Raw genomic sequence first — 14729 nt, forward strand, 5'->3', positions numbered from 1 at the left:
TCGATTGTCGGAACCGCGCCGGTTCGCACTGAAGCACATGGACCGGCGCGTGCCAGCCATCGCAAGGCACTGCAAGGCAAGACGAGACAGTGCAAGCCCCTTGCATGACATTGCCAGCCAACACGCTTTTCAAGGAATCGCCATGATGAACGCTCAAAACGCCACCTCCACCGCCCGCCCGACATTCCCGGCGCTCGCCGACGTCGCCCGTCTGCGCAGTGAATTCCAGCGGGTGAAGACCGAACAGAACCTGCGAGACCGCGATGCCGCCGCCGCGCTCGGTGTGTCCGAAGGCGAGACGGTCGCGGCTTTCGTGGGCGAACATGTCGTGCGTCTGCGCCCGGAATTCGTCGAGATCGTCGAAGCGCTGCCGGCGCTCGGGCGCGTCATGGCGCTCACACGCAACAACGCCGCCGTGCATGAAAAGGACGGTCGGTACGAGAAACTCTCGCATCAGGGCGCCATCGGCCTCGGTCTGGGCAAGGACCTCGACCTGCGCATCTTCTATCACCAGTGGGCATACGGTTACGCGGTCCAGACGCCCGCCGAAAACGGCCCGCGCCGCTCGCTGCAGTTCTTCGACAAGTCCGGCACTGCCGTGCACAAGATGTTCCTGCGCGACCATAGCGATGCCCTCGCCTACGACGCGCTCGTCGCCCGCTTCCGTGCCGACGATCAGACGCCGGGTGAACAAGTCGTGGCAGCAGACGCACCGAAGACCGAGACGCCGGACGCCGACATCGACGCCGCCGCTTTCCAGCGCGACTGGCTCGCCATGACCGACACGCATCAGTTCTTCGACATGCTCAAGCGTCACGGCGTATCGCGTGCACAAGCGCTGCGTCTCGCACCGCAAGGGCATGCGCAGCGGGTAGCGGCCGCGTCGGTGCGCGCCTTGCTCGACGACGCCGCCAGCACCGAATTGCCAATCATGGTGTTCGTGGGCAACGCGGGCATGATCCAGATCCACACCGGTCCTGTGTCGAACATCAAGGTCATGGGCCCCTGGGTCAACGTCCTCGACGCGGGCTTCAACCTCCATCTGCGCGAAGACCTCGTCGATACGGCGTGGATCGTGCGCAAGCCCACGGCGGACGGCATCGTCTCCTCGCTCGAATTGCTCGACGCCGCCGGCATGGTAATCGCCATGTTCTTCGGCGAACGCAAGCCGGGGCAGGCCGAGCGCGAAGACTGGCGCGCGGCGCTGCAACGGGTGGAAGGCGCGCACGGGGTTGTGGGGGTATCAGCGTGAACCGGCCTCTCGACGCGCGTGGCATGTCCGTGCTCACGCGCCGCGCCCTGATGGCACGAGGCGCCCGGCTGGCGGCCGGCGCATGGATCGGCTCGACGCTGCCTGCGGCGCTCGCGCACGCCGCCGCAGCGGCGTCCGGCGCCAAGGACGGTCCGAAGCGTGTGGTCGTCGCCGGCGGCGCACTGACGGAAATCGTCTACGCGCTCGGTGCGCAGCATCGCGTTATCGCCAACGATCTGACCAGCCTCTATCCAGACGCCGCAACGAAGCTACCGAAGATCGGCTATCTGCGCACGTTGTCTGCCGAAGGCGTGTTGTCGCTGCATCCCGACCTGCTGCTAGCGGGTGCGGAAGCCGGTCCGCCCAATGTACTGGCGCAGATCGAAGCGGCGGGCGTTCCCGTGCAGCACTTCAGGCACGGCTATACGGCAGAGCTGGTTCGCGAGACCATTCGTGGCGTCGCCAACGCGCTGAAAATCGGCGACGACGGTGCGCGCGTGGCGGGTCGTTTCATGAGCGACTGGGTGCGGGCCCGAGACAGCATCGACACGCAGTACGGCATTGCCCGTCGCCCGCGTGTGCTCTTCATCCTCGGGCACACCGGCAACCAGGTGATGGTCGCCGGACAGGACACGGCAGCCGACGCGATGCTTGCCTACGCCAACGCCGAGAATGCGCTACGCGGCTTCAACGGCTACCGTCCCCTCACGGCCGAAGCGGCCGTGGCCGCGCAGCCCGACGTGCTGCTCACCACCACAACGGGGCCATCGTCGGCGGAACCGACCGTGTCCCTGCTCGCCCAACCCGGTCTGGCGAATACCCCTGCCGGGCGCGCCAGACGCGTGGTGAGCTTCGATGCGCTGTATCTGCTCGGTTTCGGCCCGCGTCTGCCACAAGCGGTCGCCGAGCTAGCCAGACGCGTGCACACCACGTGAACGCATGCCCGAGGCACGAGGTGACGCGTCGAACGCTTTCGTATCGTCACATGCGTGCGCTTCGGGCTCCCCCTCAGAATTCAGCCGCTCGCCAGTGAACGAAGTCATGTCAGCCGCACCGCCGATCCACCCACCGACGAAGCCATCGTCGTCCAGTCGTCTTCGCGAACCGACCTCGAGTACCGCAGACGTCGACACCACCGGGCCGACGCGCGCGGGCGCCGCAAGTCGGCGTCCGCCGCGATGGCTCGTCATGACGGCGCTCGCCGGCCTGCTGGCGGCAGCGGTGTTGGCCGCCCTGTGCGGCGGCGCGTATCGCATCGCGCCCGGCGACGCCATCGGCGCGCTATTTCGCGGCGCGACAGGCGACTTCGTTCAGGATCAGGCGCGCAACGTCATGTGGCAGATCCGCTTGCCACGCATCGTGCTCGGCATCCTCGTCGGCGCGGGCTTCGGTGCGGCCGGCGCAGCGTTGCAGGCGCTCTTTCGCAACCCGCTCGCTGATCCGGGGCTGATCGGCGTTGCCAGCGGTGCCGCATTGGGCGCGGCCGGTGTCATCGTGCTCGGTGGCGTGCTGTTGCCCACGGCGCTTGCCGCATCGCTGGGCCTTTGGATGCTGCCGGTCGCCGCGTTCGTCGGCGCGCTGGGCGTCACCGCGCTGGTCTACCGGCTGGCTGCCGGGCGTGGCCGGCTTGCCCTGCCGCTGCTGCTGCTCGCCGGCATCGCGATCAACGCCGTGTCCGGCGCCGCGATCGGCTTGCTGACCTACCTCGCCAACGACACGCAGTTGCGCACCCTCACGTTCTGGACGCTGGGCAGCCTCGGCGGCGCGCAGTGGCCCATGCTGGCAGTGATCGTGTGGCCCGTTGCGTTGGGGATCGTCGCGCTCGCCTCACAGTGCCGTTCGCTCAATGCGCTGTTGCTGGGAGAGGCTGAGGCGCTGCATCTGGGCGTGGCGGTGCAAGCCGTCAAACGTCGCGTCATGATCGCGTGTGCCTTGTGCGTAGGTGCACTGGTGGCATCGAGCGGCATGATCGGATTCATCGGTTTGATCGCACCGCATATTGTCCGTCTGGTCGTGGGCCCCGATCCGCGCGCGGTGCTTCCGGCCGCCGCGCTTTTCGGCGCGATTCTCACGCTGCTCGCCGATCTCGTTGCACGCACGTGGGTCGCGCCCGCCGAATTGCCGCTGGGCATTCTGACGGCGCTGCTCGGCGCACCCTTCTTCCTCGTGCTGCTGTGGCGACGCCGCGGGCAGTTCGGACTCTGACACCCGGAATATCTGGACATCGCCATGCTCAGCGCCTATGACCTCACGATCGCTCATGCCGAATTCCCCGTGCTCCACGGCTTGTCGCTCGATATTCGTCCCGGCGAATTGCTCGTGCTGCTCGGCCGCAACGGCGCAGGCAAAAGCACATTGCTCAAGGCACTGGCCGGCGAGCCGCTGTCGCCGCGCGCCCGGATGAGCGGCGCCATCATGCTGAACGGCGCGCCGCTCGCCCAGTATTCGGCGTCGGCGCTAGCCCGTCTGCGCGCCGTATTGCCGCAGACCGCGCAGTTGTCGTTCCCGTTCAGTGCCCTCGAAATCGTGACGATGGGACGGTTGCCGTTTCCCAGGGCCGGCAAGCGCGATCACGACATCGCGGCCCTCGCGCTGGAGCAGGCAGGCGCATTGCCGTTGATGCATCGCGACGTCATGACACTCTCGGGGGGCGAATGGGCACGGGTACAGTTCGCCCGCGTGCTGGCGCAGCTGTGGCCGGACCCTGGCCCCTCAGTCCCGTCAGCACCGTCAGTGCCGCGTTATCTGCTGCTCGACGAACCGACGGCGGCGCTCGATCTGGCGCATCAGCATCACCTGCTGGCGCTCACGCGTGCGTTGGCAAAATCGTGGGGATTCGGGGCGATGGCCATCGTGCATGACATCAACCTCGCGGCACGCCATGCCGACCGGATGGCGTTACTCGCCGACGGCCGCATTCTCGCGACCGGCACGCCGCACGAGGTGATGCGCCCCGATCTCATCGAGACGACGTTGGGGCTTGCCGTGCATGTCATTACGCCGGGGACGCCCGACGCGACGATGGGCTATCCGGCATCGATGGCGACGGCGACGACAGGCGTGCCGTTCGCGTTACCTGCCTGAGCGGCGGTCACGACGCGGGCACGCCATCCTTTGCCAGATTGGCACGGGCACACAGCACCGCAGCCAGATCCCACAGCGCGTAACCCACGCTCTTGAAGAGTACCGGCCCGCTCGAACGATAGCGGTCCGGCGTGATAATCGCGTCCATCAGCGGCGCGGCGCGCGCCCAGTCGATGGCGGCATGCAGCAAATCGCCCGCCTCATGCTTCACTTCCCACGTATCGACCACGAGCGTGCCGCGCACGGCGGCGTCGCGGCACAACTGCGGCGGCAGCTCGCGCATGTCCGGACGAAACGCGCCGACGCCCGCCACGAAGATATCGTCGCGCCAGCGCATCGTGTCGCTGTCCGGCAGCACGGGTTCGCTGCTGGTTGTCGCCGTAATCACGATGCTGACAGTGCTGAGTGCGGGCTCGATGGCGTCGACGACCGTGGCTTCCACGCCGAGCGTCGCCGCATGCTCTGCCAGCGCATGCGCACGCTCCGGACTGCGCGAGAAGATCATGAAGTGACGCGTCCCCATGCCGGCCGCGAAGGCTTCGAGGTGCGCCCTGGCCTGTACGCCCGCACCGACGATCAGCACGGGTCCCTTCGGGCGTGGCGCGAACTTGCGCGCAGCAAAGAGTGTCACGGCAGCGGTCCGGCGACCGGTCACCGTTGGCCCGTCGAGCAACATCAGGCGCTCACCCGTGTGCGGATCGAACACCATCACCTCGCCGATGATCGACGGCTTGCCCGCGCGACAGTTCTCGGGGTGAACGGTGATGTGCTTCGTCATCGCAACGTCGCGATTGACGGCAGGCATGACGAGCAGCACGCCACCACGGCGGCCCCGCTCGGGTTCGGTCAGGGGAAAGTGCAGACGCTCCGGGGCACGCGCGGTGCCCGAGCGCATCTCCATGAGCATGGCCTCGATGCCGTCGGCCAATTGGGGATAAGGCAACAACTGCGCGGTCTGGTGCGCATCCAGCGTGATCATCGATATGTCTCCGCTTCGGGGCGTGCGCCATCGAACGTCGGAGCTTGCACTCATCGTCGTTGCATCGCGTCACGCTTTGCCAAGTCTGATTTCAGTGTAGCGCGCATCGCGGTAACGCGTCTGCCTCAACAAAATTTAATCGTGACAATTCGTATCGTTGCTTCCCCCTCGACGCGGGCGCCTGCAGGCAAGATCGCGCACATACGCTCAGCGACTCGCGTTGCGCATGCGTTTGTCGTCGTTCACGCTCGCACCGCGTACCTCGAAACGCACGCTGTCACGCACCGCGCCGGAGGCATCGACGAGTTCGAGAACGTGACGCCCCGGCCACGGCAGCCATCCCACACGCGCGGTGCCCGAGAGCGGCTTGCCATCGAGCCGCCATGCGGCCCCTTTGGGCCAGGCGGCAGCAACCTGGAACCACATGCGCTGATTGGCCGGCGGAATATCGGGGTCGAGTGCGACGATGGTGCCGTCCGCAGGCCCCGCAATGCGCCAGAGCGGTCCGCCAGGCGCCTTGCTCGCGAGGGCCGACAGCGTGATGGTGCTTTGTGACGTGCCCGGTAAAAACCACTCTTCACGCGCCGGTTCGACGCGCTCGGCATACTGCACTGCGACATGCTCCAGCCCGGGTGGCGGCGTCGGCGGCGCGCTCGCCGTGCGTCGATGCAGGTAGTCCATCAAGCGATGCCAGATCGGCGCCGCCCCGGAGACACCGGAGACGTCCCACATCGGCGCGCCGTCTGCATTGCCGACCCACACGCCCACCGTGTAGCGGCGCGAGTAGCCCACTGCCCAGTTGTCGCGCATATCCTTGCTCGTGCCCGTCTTCACCGCTGTCCAGTACCGGGTGGAAAGCGGGCTGTCCAGGCCAAACGTGCGCGTGCGCGCCTGGCGGTCGGCGATCATGTCCGAGACGATGAAACTCACCTGCGGTGAAAAAACGACGGTGTCCGCAACATGCCGAGTCCTGGCTTTCGCGGCACCTTTCCTGTCCGGGCCACGCGTGCGCGAGGTCGACGACGTCGACACGGGGATCCTGTCGTCGCGACCGGGCATACGCTCGTTCGTTGCGCTGACCATGCCGCCGTTCGCCAGCGTCCGATAGGCGTTCGTGAGCGACAACAAAGTAACGTCCGCGCTGCCGAGCGCCAGACTGAACCCGTAGTAATCGCCGCTTTGCGTGAGCGGCAGTCCGAGCGACACGAGCGTCTGCGCAAACCGGCGCGGCGTGACCATCACCAGCGTACGCACGGCAGGCACGTTCAGGGACGAGCCCAGCGCCGTGCGCGCGCTGACCCATCCCTTGAAGTGACGGTCGTAGTTTTGCGGAATGTACAGCCCCCCGCCCGTGGGCAAATCGATGGGCGAGTCGTCCAGCAGCGATGCGGCTGTCAGACGTTCCTCGGCGATGGCCTGCGCGTAGAGAAACGGTTTGAGCGTGGAGCCCGCCTGACGCAGCGACGTGACACCATCGACCTGCGACGCCGACGACAGCACACCCGACGAGCCGACCCAGGCAAGAATGTCGCCGCTCGCATTGTCGATCACGACAATGGCGCCATCCTGAACGTTGCGAGAGCGCCCCGGTGCGCTCAACTCGCGCAGCGTTTGCTGGAGCGTGTTCACGGCCACACGCTGAAGATTCGCGTCCAGCGTGCTGGTAATCCGCGTGCCTGCCGGGGGACGAGTGTCGCTGAAGACGCGTCGCGCGAAATGCGGCGCCAGATTGACGGCGTCGCGCGTGGCCATCACGCTCGCGGGGCGTGAGAACACGAGTTGTGTGTAGCCTTCCAATCCGCTGCAATCGGCGCCTTGCCCGATATCCTTGAGGATTCCACAGGCACGCTGCGAGACACGCGCCGCAGGTGCATTGGGTGCACGCAGCAGTGCGACGGCCAGCGCCGCCTCACGGGCATCGAGGCCGCTGGGCAGTTTGCCGAAGAGTGTCTGAGAAACGGCCGAAATGCCGACGAGCTCACCGCGAAACGGCACGAGATTGAGATACGCCTCGAGAATCTGATCCTTGCGCCATCGCTGCTCCAGCCACACGGCAGTCGCCGCCTGTCCGATCTTTTGCGTCACTGAACGATTTCGCGCGCTCGGGCGCAGATCGTCGTCGAGCAGTCCCGCCAACTGCATCGTCAGCGTCGAAGCGCCACGCGTGCGTGAATGCCAGAGATTGCCCCACGCGGCGGCGGCCACACCTCGCCAATCGACCCCACTGTGCTCATAAAACCGCTTGTCCTCCGAGACGACGAGCGCCTGACGAAAAGCGGGCGAGACATCGGCGAGCGTGATCCAGTCGCCGCGTTGCGCCTGCATGTCCGCGCGTAACCGCTGCAAGGGTTCGCCGCGGCGATCCAGCAGAATCCAGTCCGACGCACGCCAGTCCTCGCGCACTGCCTCGAAAGACGGTACCGCGCTGGCGGTCGCAGGCGCGCCGAGCATGGCGACCGTGAGCGCGAGGCTCAGCACCGCCTTGCCTGCAAGGCCCCGGCACACGAGACGCACACGGCTCCAGCGACGGCCTTCACGTCCTTCGCGTCCTTCACGCCCTTCACTTCCTTCATGCACTGCGACCATCACACCCTTCTTTGCCATGCGATCAATGCGATGTGTCCTGTGCGAGGCGCGGCGCCATCACCCCCGCGACGAGCAGCAGTTGGGCCAAGGCGTAAAGGATCCAGATGGTGTACTCCTGAGCGGGGACCGAGCCCACGAAACGCGTGGTGCCGATAAGCGCATCCGATACCGTGAACAGCAACGCACCGACAGCGGCCCATTCCCCAGGAAGCCCGGCGAGCAGCGCCGCCGTCGCCATCATGGCCAATACGATCACATAGCAGGCGACCGGTGCCTTGAGCGCGCCCATTCCCGGCCAGTACATCGCGTACGACAACGCCGCCGCGATCCACACCACCCCAATCGCGATACGGTGCCACGTCGGCACGGCGCCCCACCGACGACGCACGCGCCAGAACAGTACGAAATACGCGAGGTGCGCCACCAAAAAGGCGCCCAACCCCATGACGAAACCCTGCGCCAATGTCGGAACAGCGAGCAGGACATCCCCTGCGCCCGAAAAGATCAGCGCCGCGCAAAGCCAGACGCGCTCGCCGGGCACGCGGTGATACATCGCCGCGAACAGCAACAACGCACACAGGAAAAGCTTCGCGATGGCCTGATCGGCATATGGCGTACTACGCAGCGACAAGGCGTAGGCAGCGCCTGCGATTGCGGCGAGCCACCAGAAGCGGCGCGCCTCGCGCGGCAGCGCCGCCGCCGGAGCAAAGAAGTTCGACGTCATTTCATTGCGTCTCCTGTTGCATCTCCCGTTGTCCCGTCCAGTGCGCATTCCCTTCCATCGGCGTGCTTCATGGCTTTGCCGGAACCACCTGCACCGGCGCGTTAGGCGACTCGCCATACATCGCGGGCTCGTACATCGCTTCCACGCGCGTTGGCGGGGTCACGAATTTGCCCACGTTGTTCAGGCGTACGGTGTACTCGATCCGATGCTGCCCCTTCGGCAGATAATCGTAGTAAGCACGGTAAGCGTCCTGCGCACGTTCCTCGAATGCCGGCATTGCACCTTCGCTCTTCTGGCCCTGTGTCGCAATGGCCGAGTCGCGCCCGAGACCACCGCCCAGCACGGTCGCACCGCCGGGCAGAGGATCGCTCACCACCACCCAACGCATGTCCGCCTGTGCATCGATATCGAGCCGTACCCGCAGCACGGCGCCTCGCACGAAGCTGTCACCCGACCGATCGGCGGCATCCTGCACCTGGACACTGCGCGTCACGCGATAGCCTGCCGCGAAAGGCGCCTTGAGCGGCACCGCCGCCAGACTCTGGATCGTCGCCCAAGGCTTGCCCACCCCCGTCTGCTCCAGACGCAGCACATCTCGCCCGTTGTCTGCGCCTGCCTTGGCGTTGGCAAGCCACGGCAACGAGATCGCGGGGGGCATCGTGCCTGCCTTCAGCTTGTCCCAATCGACGCTCTGCACGCCGCCGCTCGTCTGATTGTCGCTCTGCCACTGAACCGAGGTGTGGCCCGTCGGCATATCGCGCTCGAAGCGAGCCGAGAACCGATCCACTGCCAGACCGCCCCACACGTTGGCCGTCGTCGTCGACCACGCACCGCGCGATTGCAACCCCAGCAGGCCGATGACGAGTCGCGGCATTTCGTCCTTCCATGCCGGGTTCGCGTTCATCAGCAACGCCAGTCGCGCCGCATTGGTTTCCGGTCCGACCATGAGCCACCAGAGACCGTCGCTGCCTTGCGTCGAGAAACCCACACGCGTGCCCTGATACGACAGGCGCGCCCGAAGGATCTGCTCGGCCTGCGCCAGCCGCTCGGCACGCTGCGGCGCGTCGGGCAACCGTTGCAGGATCGCGTACCAGTCGATCACGGCCGACGTCGGCCAGTCGTTCGGCGCAATGGTGAGCGAGCCGAGCATGCGCGCGTTCGCCCGGCCATAGCGCGACAACGCCTCGATGGCACTGAGCTTGCGCAGGGTCAGGTCATCGCGCGGCGCCCAGAAACGGCGGGTGAGACGCCCTTCCACGAACGCCGTCAGACCGTCCGCCATGCGCGCCAGTGCGTCGTCCGGCAAGCCATAGGCCGGGTCGAGCGCCTTGGCTTCGTTGCTCATCGCCAGCAGATAAGCCGTCAGCGTATCGCTGCCCTGGTTGGCGAAGCCTTCCTGCGGCGGGAAGTAGCTCGCGAGACCGTCTTCGTCCAGATACGACGGCAGCGTGCCCATCACGCGTTTCCATTGCGCCACATCCCGCAAGCCGAGTGCCTTCGATGCCTGCTGCTCCAGACACGCGTAGGGATACAACTCGAACCAACGCTTCACGCCCGGCAACCCTTGCGACAGACGCGGCTGCAAATTGACGCGAACGCCGCCACGCAGCTTGCCCGTGCTGTCAGCCACCGCGCCGGCGGGCGGAGCCATTGGCACGGTGAGACTGCCTTCGACTTGCATGAGCACCGACTGTTGCACGCTCGCAGGCAGCGACGGCTGGATGTCCTGCCCCACCTTGATGGCATCGCTGGCCGCAGGAGCGCCACCTGCCGCAGGCGCCTGCGCGCTGACCTCCCACAGCACCCGCTGCGCACGGGTATCCGCCAACCCGGTGGGCGCAGTCACTTCCCACGCCACTTCCCGCGACTCGCCGGCCGGTACGTCGACACGCTGCGGCGCCAATGTCAGTTGGGTCGCGCGCGCACTCAACTGCACCTGCATCGCGTGCTGGGTCGTATTGCGCACGGTGAACTGCGCACGGTAGTTGTCGCCCTCGCGCACCAGCGGCGGCAGCCCGGAAATCAGCTGCAAATCCTGCGTGGTGCGAATGGTCGCCGATCCCGTACCGAACCAGCCGAGCGCCTGTGTGCCCGGCTTGCCGTCGTCCGCCACCGCCACGATGCGGAAGCTCGACAGCGAGTCATTGAGCGGCACATCGACCGTCGCTTCTCCCTTGTCGTCGAGAACCACGCGGGGTTGCCACAGCAGCAGCGTGTCGAACAACTCGCGTGTCGGGCTCTTGCCGCCGCCGCCGCCCGCAGGCACCGCCTTGCGCCCGTAGTGCCGACGGCCGATGATCTCCATCTGCGCGGTCGCCGTCGTCACCGTATAGCTGCGGCGCTGCCACATGGCGTCGAGCAGATGCCAACTGGTGTTCGGCGCGAGCTCCAGCAACGCTTCGTCCACCGCGGCCACGGCCACCTCTGAACCGGCTGCCACGGGCTTGCCGTCCGGCTGCGTGACCTTGATGCGCACCTTGGCGTGTCCCCTCACCGGGTAGGTGGGCGCATCGGGCTTCACCTCTACCGCCAGACGTTGTCCGGCCGTGCCCACGCGCAACTCGGTCAGACCGAAGCGATAGGCCGGCTTGCCCAGATCCACCAGCCCCGTCGGCGCCTGATATTCGCGCCCCTCGTACCAGAACGCCCGGAACCACTCCAGCGGTTGTTTCCAACCCCACTGAAAGAACGAATACCAGGGCACCTCATGAATCCGCCCCCGCACTGCGAGCACTGACACGTAGACGTTCGGTCCCCACGCCGGATCGACTTTCAGGGAGATATTTGGCTCCTTGCCCGAAATCTCCATGGTTTGCGTCTCCATGACGCCTTCGCGCTCGATCGCCACCAACGCCGTCGCCGTGCGGAACGGCATGCGGACTTGCAATTTGGCCGTCTCGCCCGGCTCATAAGCGCGGCGCTCCGGCAGGACATCCATGCGATCGGTGTTGTCCCCGCCGAACCAGACCTCGCCTCGTCCCGTTACCCAGACAGAGGTTGTCGATGTGCTCAGATTGCCCTTGTCATCTTTTGCCTGCGCCACCAGCGTGACTTCGCCCGGTTGCGAAAGCGACACATCGCATGACAATTGGCCACGCTCGTCGGTCTTGCCGCTGCACACCTTGCCGAGATCCTTGACCTCGATGCGATTGTCGTACGCGTAGAAGCCGCCCACCATGCGTTTGCGGCTACTGGTCGTAATGCGTGCCTCGGCGCGCACCTCCATCGCCACACCAGACTTCGGCTTGCCTTTCAGATCGAGCGCCAACGCCTTGACCGGCAGCTTGTTGGTGACCGACACCCAGCTCTCGCTGCGCACGCCGGTAATCAGATTGGCCGGCCAGAGGGTGGCGTTACCGCGCAGCGTCTGAATCTCGCCATTGGGGTCGGCAAAGCTCGCTTCGAGCACCAGATCGCTCGGGCGATCCACCTTCGGCAAATCCTTGAGCGTCAGACTTCCCGCGCCGTTGCGATCGAGCACCAGTCTCTGTTTGTCGGCGACCAGCTTCTGATCGCTGGAACCCGACGTTTCGTCGCTACCCGAATCGTCATCCTCCCCGCCCGCCTGCGCTGACGGCGGACGATACGGCGTAAAACTGAAATCGTCGTAACCGTCGAAGCTCAGATCGCGCACGCGCATCAAGGCGGACACACGCACAGGCAGGTTACCCGCCGGCCCCCCGGCGACGTAATTGACCTGCACGGTGACCGGTGCTTCCGTCTTGTTGATGAGGGGCGATTTTGCCGCGTCACGCACGCCGATCGATCCGGCCAGCACGGGTAGACGGAACGCCTCCACTCGGAAACGCCCGGCGTCGAGCGATTGTGGATACGTCTTCGGTCGCGAATCGTTATCCGCGTAGTTCAGCGTGACGGTGTATTCGCCAAGCTTCGCGCCCGGCGGAATCTGGAATGTGTTTTCGGCAAGCCGACCATTACGCCACGTGACAGGCTGCGTGTAAGTCTGCCCGGAGCCCTCATGCGTGATCGTCAACTGGGACGGCAGGCTGGCGGGCAAGGCGAGCCCCTGCATCGTCTCCTGACGGATGAAGTGCTTCATCGATACCGTCTCACCGACGCGGAACAGCATGCGGTCGAACACCGTCTGCGCGCGAACCGTCGGGGTGTTGCCCCCGTCAGTCGGCACGTGGAAGCGCCACGGTTCGATACCGCGATCCCATTCGGACGACACGAACGCCATGTCAGGATCATTGCCCTGCGTGCGCGCAACCACGAAATACCCGGAGCGTCCCGTCTTCTGGCAATACCGGTAACGTTCAAACGCCTTGTCGAACCTGGCGACGCCCGTCTTGTCGGTCACGGCGGTGGCGACTTCGCTGCCGTCGCAATCCAGCACCCGCACCTTGGCGTTGGCGACAGGCTGCCCCTTGTCGAGCGTGGTCACCCACGCAAGCGCGTTCTCACGCCCCATCTTGAAGTGCACGCCAAGATTCGTGACGAGCACTGTCGTGCGTACGTACATTGGCAGCGACTTGCCCAACAACGCTGCGCCGAGCGATTGCGACGCCAGTTCCACGACATAGAAACCCGGCTTCTGGAAAGGAATCCCAACAACCTCGAACGGTCGCGGATCCTTCTCCTTTGGAACCGGCAGCGTGAGCGCCTGAACGCCCTGCAATCCGGAGAGCAGCGACAGGCTGCGCGTGTCGTACTGCGTGATCTTGTCTTCGACGATAGCCGCTGCGTTGGGTCCGAACGATTCCTTTGCCGCAGGCGCCGTCAGAATCGAAGGCATTTCTTCGGCGATCTGCTTGCGCGTCATTGTCGTTTCGTCGAAGCGCCGCACGCGAGACATCCATGCCATGACCTGTGCGTCGTCGTCCACCCGCAACTGCAGGGTACGACCGGTTGCGGCAGCTTCGCCCGACACACCGAGACCATTGATTTGCAAGGCCGGTTCGACCTTGCGCAATGTGACCGGCAGCATGGGTGGCATGCCCGGTTCCGCGAAGCGCTCCACGATACCGAACGGCGCGGCCGCGAACTTGGCCAACGGCGGCATCGTGGCCGTTCGGGTCTTCAACGGGAATTCACTCGCGTTGTCGAGCGCCCGGCCGCTATCATCCGTGAAGTCTTTCGGCAACGAGAGCGTGAGTTCGGCCTTTTCCGGGAATGGCGCTTCGAACGTGACATCCGCCACGCTGGAGGAACGTTCCGTATCGCTGAACTTCGGAGAGCGCTCGGCGCCGGCGCCTTGCAACCGAATCCTGGCCGCCATGTCACGTGCGACCGGTGAGTTGAACGTCAGGCGCAGCGGCCGCAACGGCGTACATGGCGCGTTGGCATTCTCGCGCTCGCAACTGAAGCTGGCGGTAAATGGCTCCCGCACGTCATATTCGAAACGTCGCGCCTGCTTTGTTGGCACGCCGGACGGCGTGGCGATCCCCGCGCCCCAGACCAGATGCATCTTCGCGCCAGCGGCCAGCGTGCGATTGCATTGCAGCATGACGACGCGCCCCGACTGCTTGTCGAGATTGAAGCGCTTGAGCAGCGCCGTGCGCGCATCGCCTTCGACCCATTTCACGCCGATACGCTCGCCTATGCCTTCCGTTTCGCACCATGCGTTCTGACGCACACTGCCGGGATTGGCCGCACCGTTGAGCGTGAGGATAAATATCTGATTCTCGTCGATCGGACCATACGACGGACGGATGGACGAGACGGCCGGGCCGCCGGTATTGAATGCGTACTTCGTGGCGCCGGAGAGGGCCGTGCCCGAGACGGCCGACAAGCCGCTGCGCATCTCGACGGAACACTTTGCCCCCGGGGGCAAATCGCCCTTGAAATCGTAGACCCAGATCTTGGGTTCGAGCCAATGGCCATCGCCAGTCAATGAGCCGTCGGAACACCGTACGGCAGCCGGCGCCGTAGCGCGAGGATCGCCTGCGGGAACCATCGCTTCGTCGAATTTGACGACCACCTGGCTCACACTGGCGACTTCGCCCTGCGGGCTGACGCTCACCACGCGTGCCGCCTGAGCAGACGACACCGCGAGCATTCCAAGACTCAGCGCCGCCCACGCCAATGGCGCAGCCGGCCAGACGCGTTGCGTTCGGCTATGCATGCCGGACTCCTCCCGGGTT

Annotated in this window: 8 protein-coding genes; 4 read left to right on the plus strand and 4 right to left on the minus strand. The window is 65.7% G+C overall.

What is annotated here, in order from left to right; genetic code table 11:
• Positions 1-142: 142 nt before the first annotated feature.
• From UC34_RS24400 to UC34_RS24415, 4 genes are all read left to right on the plus strand, one after another.
• Positions 143-1252, plus strand: a complete 1110-nt coding sequence (locus UC34_RS24400; RefSeq protein WP_084070934.1) for a hemin-degrading factor — start codon at positions 143-145, stop codon at positions 1250-1252.
• A 23-nt stretch (positions 1253-1275) separates the two neighbouring features.
• Positions 1276-2187, plus strand: a complete 912-nt coding sequence (locus UC34_RS24405) for a heme/hemin ABC transporter substrate-binding protein (protein ID WP_237165196.1) — start codon at positions 1276-1278, stop codon at positions 2185-2187.
• A gap of 106 nt (positions 2188-2293) precedes the next feature.
• Entirely contained in the window at positions 2294-3457 is a 1164-nt protein-coding gene (locus UC34_RS24410) for a FecCD family ABC transporter permease (RefSeq protein ID WP_237165197.1), read from the plus strand.
• Positions 3458-3526: 69 nt separating this feature from the next.
• Positions 3527-4336 (plus strand): heme ABC transporter ATP-binding protein, encoded by an 810-nt coding sequence (locus tag UC34_RS24415; RefSeq protein ID WP_418303956.1) that lies wholly within the window; start codon positions 3527-3529, stop codon positions 4334-4336.
• Between the two features lie 7 nt (positions 4337-4343).
• On the opposite strand, the gene UC34_RS24420 is transcribed toward UC34_RS24415, so the two are convergent.
• The 4 genes from UC34_RS24420 to UC34_RS24435 all read right to left on the minus strand — a co-directional run bounded on the left by UC34_RS24420 (position 4344) and on the right by UC34_RS24435 (position 14710).
• Positions 4344-5315, minus strand: coding sequence for a delta(1)-pyrroline-2-carboxylate reductase family protein (locus tag UC34_RS24420; RefSeq protein WP_084070935.1), 972 nt, complete (start codon positions 5313-5315; stop codon positions 4344-4346).
• Positions 5316-5522: 207 nt separating this feature from the next.
• Positions 5523-7766: a penicillin-binding protein 1C gene (gene pbpC / locus UC34_RS24425; RefSeq protein ID WP_044458645.1), complete on the minus strand. Its 2244-nt coding sequence runs from the start codon at positions 7764-7766 to the stop codon at positions 5523-5525.
• A gap of 157 nt (positions 7767-7923) precedes the next feature.
• Entirely contained in the window at positions 7924-8625 is a 702-nt protein-coding gene (locus UC34_RS24430) for a lysoplasmalogenase (protein ID WP_044457524.1), read from the minus strand.
• A 67-nt stretch (positions 8626-8692) separates the two neighbouring features.
• Positions 8693-14710: an alpha-2-macroglobulin family protein gene (locus UC34_RS24435; protein WP_044457525.1), complete on the minus strand. Its 6018-nt coding sequence runs from the start codon at positions 14708-14710 to the stop codon at positions 8693-8695.
• Positions 14711-14729: the final 19 nt, after the last annotated feature.

Source organism: Pandoraea vervacti (genome assembly GCF_000934605.2).
In the GTDB taxonomy this organism is placed as follows: Bacteria; Pseudomonadota; Gammaproteobacteria; order Burkholderiales; family Burkholderiaceae; genus Pandoraea; species Pandoraea vervacti.